Annotated in this window: 14 protein-coding genes; 8 read left to right on the top strand and 6 right to left on the bottom strand. The window is 72.4% G+C overall.

From position 1 onward, the window contains the following. Positions 1 to 5: 5 nt before the first annotated feature. A complete protein-coding gene (tkt, locus tag J1M44_RS01950) occupies positions 6 to 2,180 on the bottom strand; it encodes a transketolase (RefSeq protein WP_206480459.1) in 2,175 nt (724 codons plus the stop codon). A gap of 262 nt (positions 2,181 to 2,442) precedes the next feature. Between tkt and J1M44_RS01945 the strand changes: the two genes are divergently transcribed. Continuing rightward, positions 2,443 to 3,426 (top strand): heme o synthase, encoded by a 984-nt coding sequence (locus J1M44_RS01945; protein ID WP_002855638.1) that lies wholly within the window; start codon positions 2,443 to 2,445, stop codon positions 3,424 to 3,426. An 87-nt stretch (positions 3,427 to 3,513) separates the two neighbouring features. Here the strand turns inward: J1M44_RS01945 and J1M44_RS01940 are convergent, their stop codons facing one another. Genes J1M44_RS01940 through J1M44_RS01930 form a run of 3 tightly spaced genes read right to left on the bottom strand, consistent with a single transcriptional unit; the run spans position 3,514 to position 6,311 of the window. Continuing rightward, positions 3,514 to 4,530 carry a COX15/CtaA family protein gene (locus J1M44_RS01940; RefSeq protein WP_060774944.1) on the bottom strand — a complete coding sequence of 339 codons (1,017 nt, stop codon included), beginning with the start codon at positions 4,528 to 4,530 and terminating at the stop codon, positions 3,514 to 3,516. A 42-nt stretch (positions 4,531 to 4,572) separates the two neighbouring features. Then, positions 4,573 to 5,349: an ABC transporter permease gene (locus tag J1M44_RS01935; protein ID WP_206480458.1), complete on the bottom strand. Its 777-nt coding sequence runs from the start codon at positions 5,347 to 5,349 to the stop codon at positions 4,573 to 4,575. Next, positions 5,346 to 6,311: an ABC transporter ATP-binding protein gene (locus tag J1M44_RS01930; protein ID WP_227448474.1), complete on the bottom strand. Its 966-nt coding sequence runs from the start codon at positions 6,309 to 6,311 to the stop codon at positions 5,346 to 5,348. Before J1M44_RS01930 ends, J1M44_RS01935 begins: the two co-directional genes overlap by 4 nt. A 140-nt stretch (positions 6,312 to 6,451) precedes the next feature. On the opposite strand from J1M44_RS01930, the gene J1M44_RS01925 reads away from it, so the two are divergent. The 5 genes from J1M44_RS01925 (at position 6,452) to J1M44_RS01905 (ending at position 11,075) form a co-directional block, all read left to right on the top strand. Further along, a complete protein-coding gene (locus J1M44_RS01925; RefSeq protein WP_269601035.1) occupies positions 6,452 to 7,147 on the top strand; it encodes a helix-turn-helix transcriptional regulator in 696 nt (231 codons plus the stop codon). Positions 7,148 to 7,223: 76 nt separating this feature from the next. Next, positions 7,224 to 8,696, top strand: coding sequence for a Fe-S cluster assembly protein SufB (sufB, locus tag J1M44_RS01920; RefSeq protein WP_049158418.1), 1,473 nt, complete (start codon positions 7,224 to 7,226; stop codon positions 8,694 to 8,696). 1 nt (position 8,697) lies between these two features. Further along, positions 8,698 to 9,936, top strand: a complete 1,239-nt coding sequence (gene sufD / locus J1M44_RS01915) for a Fe-S cluster assembly protein SufD (protein WP_206480457.1) — start codon at positions 8,698 to 8,700, stop codon at positions 9,934 to 9,936. A gap of 46 nt (positions 9,937 to 9,982) precedes the next feature. After that, positions 9,983 to 10,747, top strand: coding sequence for a Fe-S cluster assembly ATPase SufC (gene sufC / locus J1M44_RS01910; RefSeq protein ID WP_036315253.1), 765 nt, complete (start codon positions 9,983 to 9,985; stop codon positions 10,745 to 10,747). 1 nt (position 10,748) lies between these two features. Continuing rightward, entirely contained in the window at positions 10,749 to 11,075 is a 327-nt protein-coding gene (locus J1M44_RS01905) for a metal-sulfur cluster assembly factor (protein ID WP_002855327.1), read from the top strand. A 108-nt stretch (positions 11,076 to 11,183) separates the two neighbouring features. Here the strand turns inward: J1M44_RS01905 and ypfJ are convergent, their stop codons facing one another. Beyond that, the gene (ypfJ, locus tag J1M44_RS01900) at positions 11,184 to 12,107 is read right to left on the bottom strand and encodes a KPN_02809 family neutral zinc metallopeptidase (protein ID WP_206480456.1); all 924 of its coding nucleotides are present in this window, start codon (positions 12,105 to 12,107) and stop codon (positions 11,184 to 11,186) included. Positions 12,108 to 12,146: 39 nt separating this feature from the next. Here ypfJ and J1M44_RS01895 point away from each other — a divergent pair, with 39 nt between their 5' ends. Together J1M44_RS01895 and abc-f are read left to right on the top strand one after the other, a co-directional pair. Next, positions 12,147 to 12,290, top strand: a complete 144-nt coding sequence (locus J1M44_RS01895; RefSeq protein WP_446724867.1) for a hypothetical protein — start codon at positions 12,147 to 12,149, stop codon at positions 12,288 to 12,290. Positions 12,291 to 12,419: 129 nt separating this feature from the next. Next, entirely contained in the window at positions 12,420 to 14,018 is a 1,599-nt protein-coding gene (gene abc-f, locus J1M44_RS01890; protein WP_060774949.1) for a ribosomal protection-like ABC-F family protein, read from the top strand. Between the two features lie 30 nt (positions 14,019 to 14,048). Here abc-f and J1M44_RS01885 read toward each other — a convergent pair. Further along, positions 14,049 to 14,948 (bottom strand): SURF1 family cytochrome oxidase biogenesis protein (locus J1M44_RS01885; RefSeq protein WP_241252699.1); only part of this gene is annotated, 900 nt, incomplete at its 5' end.

Here is a 14,948-nt window from a genome sequence, read left to right as displayed (position 1 = left end):
GGGCCTCAGAGGAGGCCGCGGGTCACCTCGGCGACGTGCTCGCCGGTGAATCCGTACTTCTCCATCAGGCGGGCGCCGTCGGCGGACTCGCCGTAGTGCTCGAGGCTCACGCGGGCGCCCGGGGAGGAGGCCGTCACCGTGTGCTCGAACCACGGCATCGCGACGCCGGCCTCGACGGAGACGCGGACCGGGGCGTCGGGGCCGTCGGGCAGGACCTCGGCCCGGTAGGCCTCCTCCTGCTCGGCGAACCACTCGAGGCACGGGGCGGAGACGACGCGGGTCGGGACGCCGTCGGCCTGCAGCAGCGCGCGGGCCCGCACGGCCACGGAGACCTCGGAACCGGTCGCGATCAGCAGCGCGCGGGCCGGCGTCGGCGCGCCGTCGGCATCCGTGGCGTCGACGAGGACGTAGGCGCCGCGGGCCACGCCCGAGGCGGGGGCGAAGCCGTCCGTGCCCCGGGGGAGCACGGGCAGGTTCTGCCGGGACAGGATGAGCCCGGCCGGGCGGTCCCGGAGCTCGAGCACCGTCCGCCACGCCCACGCGGTCTCGTTCGCGTCGGCCGGGCGGACGACGTCGAGCCCGGGGATGGCCCGCAGTGCGGCCAGGTGCTCCACCGGCTGGTGCGTGGGGCCGTCCTCGCCGAGGCCGATGGAGTCGTGCGTCCACACGTACGTGCTCGGGGTGCCCATGAGGGCGGCCAGGCGGACGGCGGGGCGCATGTAGTCGGAGAACGTCAGGAACGTGCCCATGTACGCGCGGGTCAGGCCACCGATCGTGATGCCGTTGACGATCGCCCCGGCCGCGAACTCGCGGATGCCGAAGTGCAGGGTGCGGCCGTGCTCGTCGCCCTGCCAGGTCGCCGTGGAGCGGCGGGCCGGGATGAAGGAGGGCTCGCCCTTCATGGTCGTGTTGTTCGACCCGGCGAGGTCGGCCGAGCCGCCCCAGAGCTCGGGCATGACCGGCGCGAGGGCCGTGAGCACCTCACCGGAGGCCGCGCGCGTGGCCAGGCCCTTCTCGTCCGCGTCCCAGGACGGGAACGCGTCCGCGAAGCCGGCGGGCAGCTCTCGTCCGGCCAATCGGTCGTACAGCCGCGCGTTCTCCGGGTTCGCCTCGCGCCAGGCCTGGAACGCCGCCTCCCACCCGCGGCGGTACTCGGCCGAGCGCTCGGCGATGGACCGGGCACCGGCCAGGAGCTCGGGGTCGACGTCGAAGGTCGTGGTCGGATCCAGCCCGAGGCCCTCCTTCAGGCCGGCGACCTCGTCCGTGCCGAGCTTGGAGCCGTGGATGCCACCGGTGTTCTGCTTCGTGGGGGAGGGCCAGCCGATCACGGTGCGCAGCTTGATCAGCGAGGGCCGGCCGGTCTCGGCCTTGGCCGCCACGAGGGCGTCGTACAGGGCCTCCACGTCCTCCGTGTACTCGGTCACGGCGTGGCCCTGGGCGCCGTTGGTCCAGTCGACCTCCTGCACGTGCCAGCCGTAGGCCTCGTAGCGGCGCACCACGTCCTCGGTGAACGCGACGTCCGTGTCGTCCTCGATCGAGATGCGGTTCGCGTCGTAGACGACCACCAGGTTCCCGAGCTCCTGGTGCCCGGCCAGCGAGGAGGCCTCGGCGGCGACGCCCTCCTGGATGTCCCCGTCGGAGGCGAGCACGAACACGTGGTGGTCGAACGGGGAGGTGCCGGGGGCGGCGTCGGGGTCCATCAGCCCGCGCACGCGGCGCTGCTCGTACGCGAAGCCGACGCCCATCGCCAGGCCCTGGCCCAGCGGACCCGTGGTCACCTCGACGCCGTGGGTGTGGCCGTACTCCGGGTGGCCCGGGGTCCTGGAGCCCTCGGTGCGCAGCGCCTGGATGTCCTCGATCTCGAGCCCGGCGCCCGCGGCGAACAGCTGCAGGTACTGGATGAGCGAGGCGTGGCCCGCGGAGAGGATGAAGCGGTCCCGGCCCTCCCAACGGTCGTCCGTGGGGTCCAGGTGCATGACGTTCTGGTACAGCTGCCACGCCACGGGGGCCAGCGAGATCGCGGTGCCGGGGTGGCCGTGCCCGGCCTTCTCCACGGCGTCCGCCGAGAGCGCCTTGAGCGTGTCCACCATCCGGCGGTCCTGCTCCGAGTAGACGAACCCGCGGGCCGGGGCCACCCGGTCCAGGGTCGGGGGGGTGGACGGCTGCGCGGCGTCGGTCACGGGTTCTCTCCTGGCGGATCGGGAGCGTCGGGGTGCGGCCCCGGCCGACGCTGGGGCGTCGCGGCGCGGGGCCGTCGTCCCAGCCTAGCCGCGCGACGGCGGGGCGGGCCCGACCGGGCGCCCCATGACATGGTTCGCCCCCGGGCGAACAGCCGTTGACACGAGTAGACTGGGTCAAGGCCTGCCCGCAGGCGGACCGCCCGAGTGGCCGATCCGAACCCCGGGACGGGCACGCCCACCGTCCCCTCACCGTGAGAAGCAGATGTCATCCTCCCTGGAGTCGCCGTCCGCCGCCCGCGTCGCCGCCGCCGAGCCCGGCGTCGTCGACCGGTCCCCGCTGCCCCTGCGCCGCAAGGTCCGGGCGTACGTCGAGCTGACGAAGCCTCGGGTGATCGAGCTGCTGCTGGTGACCACGCTGCCGACCATGATCTTCGCGCAGCGCGGCTTCCCGGATGTGCTCACCATGATCGCCACGCTCGTCGGCGGTGCGCTCGCCGCCGGCGCCTCCGGCACCTTCAACTGCTACATCGACCGGGACATCGACCGGGTCATGAAGCGCACCGAGAACCGGCCGCTCGTCACCGGCGAGGTCACCCCGCGCGGGGCCCTCGTGTTCGCGTGGGTGCAGACGGTCGTGTCCATCCTGATCCTCGGGTTCGGCGCCAACTGGCTGGCGGCCGGCCTGGGCGTGGCCGCCATCTTCTTCTACGTGGTCGTGTACTCGCTCGTGCTCAAGCGCCGCACGGAGCAGAACATCGTGTGGGGCGGCATCGCCGGCTGCTTCCCCGTGCTGATCGGCTGGGCGGCCGTGCGCGGGACCGTCGAGTGGCCGGCCATCGTGCTGTTCCTCGTGGTCTTCCTGTGGACGCCCCCGCACTACTGGCCGCTGTCCATGAAGTACAAGCGCGACTACCAGCAGGCCGACGTGCCGATGCTCGGCGCCATCGCCTCCGCGCGCCACGTCTCCAACCAGGTCGTGCTCTACGCGTGGGCCACCGTGGCGTGCTCCCTCCTGCTCGTGCCGATGGGCTGGGCCGGCATCGTCTACACCGCGGTCGCGCTCGTCGTCGGCGGCTGGTTCATCTGGGAGTCCCACGTGCTGCAGGTGCAGGCCCAGCGCGAGGACTTCGAGGACCGCAAGGCCATGAAGGTCTTCCACCTCTCCATCACCTACCTGACGCTGCTGTTCATCGCCCTGGCCGTGGACCCGTTCGTGGGTGCGCCGCTGATGCACTTCGGCGCCTGAGCGCCAGTCCGCCCCGGGCGCTCCCCGGGACGCAGACGACGACGGCCCCGCACCTGCCGGTGCGGGGCCGTTCGTGTGGGCGGGGCGTCAGCCCGCGGCGACGGTGCGCGTGGGGGCGGCGGCCTCGACCGCGGCGCCGGGTCCGGCCGTGACGTAGCGGGCGACCTGCCGGTCCCAGGCCTCCGTCGCGGACGCCACGAGCAGTGCCGAGCCGAGCATGTGCAGCAGGACCACGCCGATCGGCAGGCCCGTGAAGTGCTGGGTGTAGCCCACGGCGGCCTGGAACACGAGGGCGAGCAGGAGCCGCAGCACGGCGGCGCGCTGCAGGCGAGAGGCGCCGGCCGCGCGGCGCACCGTGAAGAACAGGACGAGGGCGGCCGCCAGGAGCAGGTACACCGGGACCACGTGGACCCGCGTGACCAGCAGCGGGTCGAACTCGTGGCGCGGCGAGCCGGGGTCGCCGGAGTGCGGGCCCGTGCCGGTCACCACGGTGCCCAGGTACACGGCGGCCCACGTCAGCGCGAACGCCGCCCACGCGGCGGCGCGGGACCGGCCTGTGGTGGCGCCGTCGACGAGGGGCACGCCCGCCCGGCCGGCGCGGCGCTCGGCGGCGATGCGCACGACGAGCAGGGTCGCCACGGCCACCATGATCGAGGACACGATGAAGTGACCGGCCACCCACCACGGGTTCAGATGCGTCAGGACCACGACGCCGCCCACGAGGGCCTGGGCGGGGATGCCGGCCAGCAGGCCCACGGAGAGCCAGAAGGGGCTCCGGTGGGTGCCGCGCAGGTTCCACAGGGAGAGGAACATGGCGGCGGCGATGACCACCAGGACGAACGTCAGCGTCCGGTTGCCGAATTCGATGTAGCCGTGGATGCCCATCTCCGGGGTGTTGGTGAGGGATTCGGGTGAGCACTTGGGCCACGTGGGGCAGCCCAGGCCGGAGCCGGTGAGGCGCACGGCGCCGCCGGTGACGATGATGCCGATCTCGGACGCCAGGGACGCCACAGCGAGGGCCATGGTGGCCTTCGTGAGGCGCTGCGGCAGGCGGGCGGCGAGCCCGGCCGGGGCGGTCCGGGCCGCGGGGGTGGTGGTGGACACGGTGTCCTTCCGATCGTTCGATGCAGGGGGACGGGGGACGGCTCAGGGCCGCCAGCGGAACCAGCGGAGCGCGGCCGCGACGGCCATGGCGCCCCACAGGGTGAGCACGAGCAGGGGGACGGGCGACCAGTCCCCGTCCAGGAGGGCGGCCCGCAGGGCCGTGCCCAGCGCGCCGGAGGGGAGCAGATCCACGCCGGGCACCCGGGCGGGGAACACCGTGCCGCCGACGGCGCCGAACAGCACCCACAGCAGGTTGGCGACGGCGAGGGTCGCCTCCGGCCGGGCCGTGCCGGCGAGCAGCAACCCCAGGGCCGTGAAGGCGGCGGCCCCCAGCGCCAGGGCGACGAGGGCCGGCAGGATCCCCTCGGGGTCCGGGCGCCAGCCGAGCGCCAGGCCGACGCCGCCGATCACGCTCACCTGCACCAGCAGGAGGGCCACCACCGCCAGGGCCTTGCCGGCGACGAGGCCGAGCGTGCCCAGCGGGGTGGTGGCCAGGGCGGCGAGCACGTCGTAGCGACGCTCGAAGCCCGTGGCGATCGCGGTGGCCGTGAACGCGGAGCTGATCACGGCCAGGGCGAGCACGCCGGGCACGGCCACGTCCAGGCCCGAGCGGCCGGGGGCGTCCAGCAGGCCGGTGACGTGCACGCCCACGAGCGCGAGCAGGGGCAACACCACGGTGACGAGGAGCTGCTCGCCGTTGCGCAGCGCGGTGCCGGTCTCATAGCCGGCCTGACGCAGGACGCGGGCGGCCAGCGGGGCGGCGCCCGCGTGGGCTCCGGTGCCGGCCGGGGCGCGGTGGTCGACGACGGGCGTGCTCATGCGGCGGTCTCCCGGAGGATCTGCTCGAGGCGCAGTCCGGCGCGCTCGAATCGGGTGGGCATCAGGGCGTGCTCCCGCCAGCTCGCCGCGAGGACGGCCAGGTCGTCCGGGCCGCGGACGCCGGCGACGCGCAGGCGGGCGGACTCGTCGAGGCCGGCCGCGCGCAGCGGCGCGGGCAGGGTGTCGGCCCAGGCGCGGACGGCGTCGGGGGAGGCGTCGCCGAAGTCCACGTCGACGACGTCGCCCTCGGCCACGCGCGTGAGCTCGGCCAGCGAGCCGGAGCGCACCACCCGGCCGGCGCGCAGGATGGCGACGTCGTCGGCGAGCCGCTCGGCGTCGTCGAGCAGGTGCGTGGTCAGCAGCACGGCGGCGCCGCGGTCGGTCTGCTCACGCACGACGTCGTGCACGACGGGCCGGGTCTCCGGGTCGAGGCCCGCGGTGGGCTCGTCGAGGAACAGCATGTCCGGCCGGCCGACGAGGGCGGCCGCGAGCGCGACGCGCTGGCGCTGGCCGCCGGAGAGGCGGCGCAGGGGGCGGCCGGCGACGTCGGCGATCAGCAGGCGCTCCAGCAGCGGCTCGACGGGCAGCGGGTCGCGGTACAGGGATGCCACGTGGCCGACGAAGCGGCGGGCGGGGATCGCGGGCGGCAGGCCCCCCTCCTGCCACATCACGCCGATGCGGGCGCGCAGGTCGGCGGAGGCCCGCCACGGGTCTGCGCCGAACACGCGCACGGATCCGGCGTCGGGCCGATCCATGCCGTGGCAGAGGCCGAGGGTGGTGGACTTGCCGGCCCCGTTGGGGCCGAGCAGCACCGTGACGGCGCCGGCACGGGCGATGAGGTCGACGCCCCGCAGGACGGGGGTGCGGGACCGGCCGCGGCCGAGGCTCCGGTGGACGTCGCTCAGGCGCAGGACGGGCTCGTCGCGCGGCACGGGATCCGGGGTCAGGGGAGGTCGGGGCACCGTGCCAGTCTAGTCCTCGGGCCCTGCGACCCCGGCTCGTGGGGCCGGGGGCGTCCGGGTCCGCGGCGGGTTCCGCCGCGGGCGTCATCAAGCCAGGTGAGCCTCACTTGAACCGTTCCAGATCAATAGGTCATGATGGCGTGGTGTATTCGGATCAGTCTGCGTCGCCCCCCGCTCCGGCCCCGGCCGAGGGCACGCGCGAGCGTGTGCTGCAGCTGGTCCTGACGCGTGGTCCCGTGAGCGCGGCCGAGATCGGTCGCGAGCTGGAGCTGACCGCCGCCGCCGTGCGCCGCCACCTGGACGCGCTCGAGGAGGACTCGCTCGTCGAGGTCAAGCGGGTCACCGCGGCCCGCGGCGCGGGACGGCCCTCCCGCCGCTACGTGGTCACGTCGCACGCGCAGGAGCACCTGCCCAAGGACCACCTCGCCGTCGCCCTGGACACCCTGGCCCGCCTCGAAGAGCTCGGCGGGGAGGAGGAGGTGCGCCGCGCCGCGCGCCACGCCTTCCGTGAGATCGAGGAGCGCTTCACGGTCGCCGTCGGCGGCCGGGAGACCGCGCTCCAGGAGCGCACCCGGATCCTCGCGCGGGTCCTCGACGAGGCCGGCTACGCCGGCACGCTGCGCCACTTCGGCGCGGGCCTGGCGCCCACCCTCCGCGCGGACCAGATCTGCCAGGGGCACTGCCCGTTCCAGGGAATTCCCGCCCGTCATCCGGAGTTCTGTGAAGAGGAGACCGCGCTGTTCGCCCGCCTGCTCGAGGTGGACGTGCGCCGGCTCTCGACCCTCGCCGCTGGCGCCCACGTGTGCACCACACATGTGCCGCTGGGCCGCGACTGAGCCGCGCGGGCCTCGCCCCGGCTCCCGCCGACCACCCGACCGACCCCGACCGCAGTGACTAGTGAGAGAGGCTGAGATGACCGACCAGATCGTCCAGCGGGACTCCGCGGAGACCGCCGACCCCGGCGTGATCCAGGAGATCCTCGACAAGAACCCCGAGCTCAACGCCATCGGCGCCTACCAGTACGGCTGGGCCGACTCCGACGCGGCCGGCGAGAAGGCCGTGCGTGGTCTGAATGAGGACGTCGTGCGCGACATCTCCGGCAAGAAGGACGAGCCGGAGTGGATGCGCAACCTGCGCCTCAAGGCCCTCAAGTACTTCGAGCGCAAGCCGATGCCGGCGTGGGGCCCGGACCTGTCGGGCATCGACTTCGACAACATCAAGTACTTCGTGCGCTCCACCGAGGGCCAGGCCAAGACCTGGGAGGACCTGCCCGAGGACATCCGCAACACCTACGAGCGCCTGGGCATCCCCGAGGCCGAGCGCGAGCGTCTCGTGGCCGGCGTCGCCGCCCAGTACGAGTCCGAGGTCGTCTACCACCAGATCCGCGAGGACCTGGAGGAGCAGGGCGTCGTGTTCCTCGACACCGACACCGCGCTCAAGGAGCACCCGGAGATCTTCGAGGAGTACTTCGGCACCGTGATCCCGGTCGGCGACAACAAGTTCGCCTCCCTGAACACGGCCGTGTGGTCCGGCGGCTCCTTCGTGTACGTGCCCAAGGGCGTGCACGTGGAGATCCCGCTGCAGGCCTACTTCCGCATCAACACGGAGAACATGGGCCAGTTCGAGCGGACGCTGATCATCGCGGACGAGGACTCGTACGTGCACTACATCGAGGGCTGCACCGCCCCGATCTACCAGTCCGACTCGCTGCACTCGGCCGTCGTCGAGATCGTGGTGAAGAAGAACGCCCGCGTGCGCTACACCACCATCCAGAACTGGTCCACGAACGTGTACAACCTCGTGACCAAGCGCGCCGTGGTCGAGGCCGGCGGCACCATGGAGTGGATCGACGGCAACATCGGCTCCAAGGTGACCATGAAGTACCCGGCGGTGTACCTGACCGGCGAGCACGCCACCGGCGAGACCCTCTCCGTCGCGTTCGCGGGCAAGGACCAGCACCAGGACACCGGCTCCAAGATGGTGCACATGGCCCCGCACACGAACTCCTCGATCGTGTCCAAGTCCGTGGCCCGCAGCGGCGGCCGCGCCGCCTATCGCGGCCTGGTGCAGATCGCCGAGGGCGCGAACGGCTCCGCCAACTCGGTGGTGTGCGACGCCCTGCTCGTGGACACGGTCTCCCGCTCCGACACGTACCCGTACATCGACATCCGCGAGGACGACGTGACCCTCGGCCACGAGGCCACCGTCTCGAAGGTGTCCGAGGAGCAGCTCTTCTACCTCATGAGCCGCGGCATGTCCGAGGACGAGGCCATGGCCATGATCGTGCGCGGCTTCATCGAGCCGATCGCCCGCGAGCTGCCCATGGAGTACGCGCTCGAGCTCAACAAGCTGATCGAACTGCAGATGGAAGGATCGGTGGGCTGACATGACCGACACCGTGGAGAACACCCAGCGGACCATGATCCCGGGCATGGGCGAGGAGGGCGAGAAGCTCACCGTCGCACAGAACCCGGCCGCCCGGGCCGGGGGCCGGGAGCGCAATGCCGCGGGCTCGCGCGCCGATCGCCTCAGCTCCTTCGAGCTGTCCGACTTCCCCGTGCTCACGGGGCGCGAGGAGGACTGGCGCTTCACCCCGCTCAAGCGCCTGGGCGGGCTGCACCTGCCCGAGGGCGACGACGCGCGCCTGACCGGTGCCGCGCCCGCCGTGACCGTGGCCGAGCAGGCCGGCGTCACGGTGGAGACCGTGACCCGCGACGACGCCCGCGTCGGCTCCGTCCTGACCCCGGACGACCGCGTGTCCGCCGCGGCCTGGAACTCGGTCTCCGAGGCCACCGTCGTGACGATCTCCGGTGAGGTCGCCGAGCCGGTGCGCATCGACGTCGTCGGCTCCTCCGCCGACCCGGCCGCGATGCACCTGACCGTGCTCGTGGAGGAGAACGCGCAGGCCGACGTCGTGATCGCCCACCGCGGCACCGCCGTGCTGGCCCAGAACGTCGAGTTCGACGTGCGCCGCGACGCCCGCCTGAACGTCGTCGCGCTGCAGGCCTGGGAGGGCGATGCCGTGCACGTCTCGGCCCAGCAGGCCTCGGTCGCCACGAACGCGCACTTCAAGCACGTGGCCGTGTCCTACGGCGGCGGCGTGGTGCGGCTGACCCCGACCGCGCGGTTCGCCGCGGAGCGCGGCGAGGCCGAGATGTACGGCCTGTACTTCGCCGACGCCGGTCAGCACCTCGAGAACCGCCTGTTCGTGGACCACAACCAGCCGGACTGCGTTTCGAACGTGCTCCACAAGGGCGCCCTGCAGGGCACGGACGCGCGCACCGTGTGGGTGGGCGATGTGCTGATCCGCAAGGAGGCCGAGGGCACGGACACGTACGAGAAGAACCAGAACCTGCTGCTCTCCGACGGGGCGCGCGCGGACTCGGTGCCGAACCTGGAGATCGAGACCGGCGTGATCGAGGGCGCGGGCCACGCGTCCGCGACCGGCCGCTTCGACGAGACCCAGCTGTTCTACCTGATGGCCCGCGGCATCTCCGAGACCGAGGCCCGCCGCCTGATCGTGCGCGGCTTCCTCAACGAGATCATCCAGAAGATCGGCATCGGCGACGTCGAGGACGAGCTGACCGCCGTCATGGAGGACGAGCTGCGCATCGCGCAGCTCTGACCGACGCCCCGCAGACCCCACCGCCTTCCACCCGAGGAGAACCACCATGGCAACCCTGCAGATCACCGACCTGCACGTGCAGATCGCGACCGAGAACGGCCCCAAGGAGATCCTGAAGGGCCTCTCCCTGACCATCGAGACGGGCGAGACCCACGCGATCATGGGCCCGAACGGCTCCGGCAAGTCCACCCTGGCCTCGACCATCGCCGGCCACCCGCGCTACGAGGTCACCTCCGGCTCCATCACCCTCGACGGCGAGGACGTGCTGGAGATGAGCGTCGACGAGCGCGCCCAGGCCGGCCTCTTCCTGGCCATGCAGTACCCCGTGGAGATCCCGGGCGTCACCATGACCAACTTCCTGCGCACCGCCAAGACCGCGCTCGACGGCCAGGCCCCCTCGCTGCGCACCTGGACCAAGGACGTCAAGGGCGCCTTCGAGGCCCTGCAGATCGACCCGGCGTTCATGAACCGCAACGTCAACGAGGGCTTCTCCGGCGGCGAGAAGAAGCGCGCCGAGATCCTCCAGCTCGAGCTGTTCAAGCCCACGTTCGCGATCCTCGACGAGACCGACTCCGGCCTCGACGTCGACGCGCTGCGCATCGTCTCCGAGGGCGTCAACCGCGCCCAGGCGCAGAACGAGATGGGCACCCTGCTGATCACCCACTACACGCGGATCCTCAACTACATCAAGCCGGACCACGTGCACGTGCTGGTGGACGGCCGCGTCGCCGAGTCCGGCGGCCCGGAGCTCGCCGAGCAGCTCGAGGCCGAGGGCTACGCCCGCTTCGAGAAGGCCGCGGCGGGGGCCTGAGATGACGGAGACCACGAACCAGGCGCCCACGGAGGACATCCGTGAGGCCCTCAAGGACGTCATCGACCCGGAGCTGGGCGTCAACGTCGTGGACCTGGGCCTGCTCTACGGGCTGCACTACGCCGACGACGGCGCGCTGCTCGTGGACATGACCCTGACCACCGCGGCCTGCCCGCTCACGGACGAGATCGAGGACCAGGTCTCCCGCGCGATCGGCACCATGGTGGACGAGTGGCGGCTGAACTGGGTCTGGATGCCCCCGTGGGGCCCCGAGCGGATCACCGAGGACGGCCGCGACCAGATGCGCGCCCTCGGCTTCAACATCTGATCCGGCCCGGACCACGACGGCGGCCCGCCTCCTTCTGCGCGAAGGTGACGGGCCGCCGTCGTGGTGGGGGAGTGCGGACGGGCCCGCAGGCGCCCCGGGGCTCCCGGCTCAGATGTCCAGGGAGGAGGCCCGGAACGTGTCGCACTGACGGATGTCCGGCTCCTGCTGGGAGCTCTGGTAGCCGCGCATGAACCAGGCCATGCGCTGCTCGGAGGTGCCGTGCGTGAACGCCTCGGGGTTCACCCGGCCGGTGTGGGTGGACTGGATGCGGTCATCGCCCACGGCGGAGGCCGCGTCGATGGCCTGGCGCAGCTGGTCCTGCGAGATCGGCTTCAGGAACGGCTCACCGGACTCGGGGTCCACGGTGGAGGTGGCGTGCCCGGCCCACATGCCGGCGAAGCAGTCGGCCTGCAGCTCCGCGCGCACGGCGCCGGAGGTCGGGCCGGTGGTCCCGTCCTTGGAGTGCTGCAGGTAGCCGGTGACCTGCTGGACGTGGTGGCCGTACTCGTGCGCCACGATGTACTCCTCCGCCAGCGGCCCGCCCTCGGCGCCGAAGTCGGTCTGCAGCGTCGCGAAGAACGCGGTGTCGAAGTACATGGACTCGTCCGCCGGGCAGTAGAACGGGCCCGTGGCCGAGGAGGCGCTGCCGCAGCCGGTGCTCACGCCGCCCTGGAACAGGGTGAGCTGCGGCTGGCGCCACTGGATGTCCGAGAACTGCGCGAGGTACTCGCCCCAGAACTCGTCCGCGGCCTCGGTGGTCGCGATGACGCGGCAGTCCGTGTTCTGGTTGGCGTCCGCACCGCTGGCGCACTCCTCGTCCGAGAGGGGCTGGCCCTGGCCGCCCGAGCCCGTCTGCTGCTGGTACTGACTCTGGCCGACGGACCCGCCGCCCGTGTCGATCCCGAGCTGCTCGGCCAGCCCGGGGGCGAAGATCGCGAGCAGCAACGCGAGCAGGCCGCCGCCACCGCCGATGGCGGAGCCGATGGCGGCGAGGCCGTAGCCGATCATGTTGAGCGAACCGTGCAGTTCCATGGTGTTCCTTTCACGAGGCCGAGGTGTCCGGCCTCCACCGTGGACCCCGAGTCCGGTGAGCCGTTCCTGAAGCCGATCTCGCAGGACCAGCTGCGCCAGGCCATCGACGCGGCCTCCGCCGTGGGCGATGACCGCATCCAGTCCACCCACACCGGCCGGCGTCGATCTGCACGTTCTCGTTGAAGCTCATGGGGCCAGAGTGTAGACGGACTAGACTGGCCCGGCACCGCACTGGCCCCCGCCCGTCGAGATCGGCCGGGCCCCGCCGGTGCACCCCTGTTCTTCCCTCGACCCCTGGAGTCTGACACCCCCATGCTGACCGTCACCGATGTCGAACTGCGCGTGGGCGCTCGTCTCCTCATGGACGAGGTGAACTTCCGGGTGGACAAGGGGGACAAGGTCGGCCTCGTGGGGCGCAACGGCGCCGGCAAGACGACGCTGACCAAGGTCCTGGCCGGCGGCGGGCAGCCCACGGCGGGCACCGTGACCCGGACCGGTCGCATCGGCTACCTGCCCCAGGACCCCAAGGTCGAGGACATGGACCAGTCCGGCCGCGACCGCATCCTCTCGGCCCGCGACCTGGACCAGACCATCCGCCGCATGCGCGAGGCCGAGGCCGGGATGGCCGCCGTCGACGACGCCGAGCGGGAGCGGGCGATGAACCGCTACTCCCGCCTGGAGGCGGAGTTCGAGGCCCGCGGCGGCTACGCTGCCGAGTCCGAGGCCGCCCGGATCACGTCCAACCTCGGCCTGCCGGACCGCGTCCTGGACCAGCCGCTGCACACCCTCTCCGGCGGCCAGCGCCGCCGCGTGGAGCTCGGCCGCATCCTCTTCTCCGACGCGGACATCATGCTGCTGGACGAGCCCACCAACCACCTCGACCACGACTCGATCGTGTGGCTGCGCGACTACCTGAAGACCTACTCCGGCGGCCTCCTGATGATCTCGCACGACGTGGAGCTCATGGAGATGACCGTGAACAAGGTCCTCTACCTGGACGCGAACCGGCAGACCATGGACGTCTACAACATGACGTGGAAGAACTACCTCGCCCAGCGCCAGCAGGACGAGGCGCGCCGCCGCCGGGAGTTCGCCAACGCGGAGAAGAAGGCCTCGGCCCTCATGGCCCAGGCCGAGAAGATGCGCGCCAAGGCGACCAAGGCCACCGCCGCGCAGAACATGATCAAGCGCGCGGAGCGGCTCATGCGCGGCGTCGAGGGCGAGCGCGCGGTCGACCGCGTGGCCGCGATCCGCTTCCCCACCCCGCAGGCCTCCGGCAAGACGCCGCTGCGCGCCGAGAACCTCTCCAAGTCCTACGGCTCGCTCGAGATCTTCACGGGAGTGGACCTGGCGATCGACCGCGGCTCGCGCGTGGTGATCCTGGGCTACAACGGCGCCGGCAAGACGACGCTGCTGCGCATGCTCGCCGGGGAGGAGACCCCGGACACCGGCGAGGTCCAGGCGGGCCACGGGCTGAAGCTGGGCTACTTCGCCCAGGAGCACGACACCCTGGACCAGGACGCGTCCGTCCTGGACAACATGCGCCACGCCGCCCCGCAGCTCGGCGACACCCAGGCGCGCACGCTGCTCGGCTCGTTCCTCTTCCAGGGCGACGACGTCGACAAGCCCGCCCGCGTCCTCTCCGGTGGCGAGAAGACCCGCCTGGCGCTGGCCACGCTCGTGGCCTCGAGTGCGAACGTGCTGCTGCTGGACGAGCCCACGAACAACCTCGACCCCGCCAGCCGCGAGGAGATCCTGAACGCGCTGCACCAGTACGAGGGCGCCGTGGTGCTCGTGACCCACGACGAGGGCGCCGTCGAGGCGCTCGACCCCGAGCGCGTGGTGCTGCTGCCGGACGGGGTCGAGGACCTCTGGAACGACGACTACAGGGACCTCATCACCCTCGCCTGAGTGCGCGGGCCGCCGAGGCGGGGGGCGGGCTCAGTCGAAGAGCGCGTCCTCGGCCTCCTCGTCCGTGAGCCGCCCGTCGCGTCGCCGGACCGGCTTGGCGCGGGGGACCCGGTGCGCGGAGAGCAGCCCGTCGTCCGCGGCGTCGTCGAGGGCGTCGGCCCGGTCGTTGCGGGCGCGCATCCACGCGGAGTACCCCCACACCCCGAAGCCCATGGCCGCGAACAGGTACCACTGGATCGCGTAGGACAGGTGCGGGCCCTCGTCGAGGGTGGGCTCGACGAGCTTCTGCGGCATCGGCTCCACCGCCGGGTCCTCCGTGACCATGATCCCGTAGGCAGTCCCGGCCACGGGTCCGCCCACGGCGTCGGCGATCTCGGCGAGGTCGATCGAGGGCACCTGACCGTCCGGGGCGTCGCGGTCCAGGGCCGGCTCCCCGGGCTTGACCCGCACCACGACCTCGGCGTGGCCGGCGGGCGGGGTCGGCACGGCGTCCGGACGCCCCGGGCTGTTGCCCACCGGGAGCCAGCCGCGGTCCACCACGACGACGGGGCCCTCGTCCGTCCGGAACGGCACGAGTACCTCGTAGCCGGGCTGGCCGGCCCGGGGGCGGTTGCGGACGATGAGCGTCTCGTCGACGAGGTACTCGCCGGTCAGTGTCACGGGCGTCCACTCGTCCTCGGTCTGGAACGCGGTGAACAGCCGCGAGGCCTCGGCGAACGGGACCGGGTCGTCGTCGTAGTTCTCCAGGACGCGGTTGACGCGGTGTTGGACCTCCACGCGGCGGTCCCACTGCCACTGGGCGAGCGCGTGGCACAGGAACGCGAAGAGGACGCACACCACGAAGCCGAGGATCCACGGGCCGGTGGCGAGGAAGCCGAAGCGCAGGGGCGGCAGGCGTTCGGCGTCGCGGGCGGTCGGGGCCGTCACGGG

Source organism: Micrococcus sp. KRD128, from assembly GCF_017168395.1.
In the GTDB taxonomy this organism is placed as follows: Bacteria; Actinomycetota; Actinomycetes; order Actinomycetales; family Micrococcaceae; genus Micrococcus; species Micrococcus luteus.
The sequence above is the reverse complement of the archived record's forward strand: the minus strand, read 5'-3'. Positions and strand labels throughout refer to the sequence as shown.

Coding starts and splice junctions, on each gene's coding strand:
- J1M44_RS01945 (WP_002855638.1), top strand. CDS start 2,443: ATGTCATCCTCCCTGGAGTCGCCGTCCGCCGCCCGCGTCGCCGCCGCC.
- J1M44_RS01935 (WP_206480458.1), bottom strand. CDS start 5,349: ATGAGCACGCCCGTCGTCGACCACCGCGCCCCGGCCGGCACCGGAGCC.
- sufB (WP_049158418.1), top strand. CDS start 7,224: ATGACCGACCAGATCGTCCAGCGGGACTCCGCGGAGACCGCCGACCCC.
- sufD (WP_206480457.1), top strand. CDS start 8,698: ATGACCGACACCGTGGAGAACACCCAGCGGACCATGATCCCGGGCATG.
- sufC (WP_036315253.1), top strand. CDS start 9,983: ATGGCAACCCTGCAGATCACCGACCTGCACGTGCAGATCGCGACCGAG.
- J1M44_RS01905 (WP_002855327.1), top strand. CDS start 10,749: ATGACGGAGACCACGAACCAGGCGCCCACGGAGGACATCCGTGAGGCC.
- ypfJ (WP_206480456.1), bottom strand. CDS start 12,107: ATGGAACTGCACGGTTCGCTCAACATGATCGGCTACGGCCTCGCCGCC.
- abc-f (WP_060774949.1), top strand. CDS start 12,420: ATGCTGACCGTCACCGATGTCGAACTGCGCGTGGGCGCTCGTCTCCTC.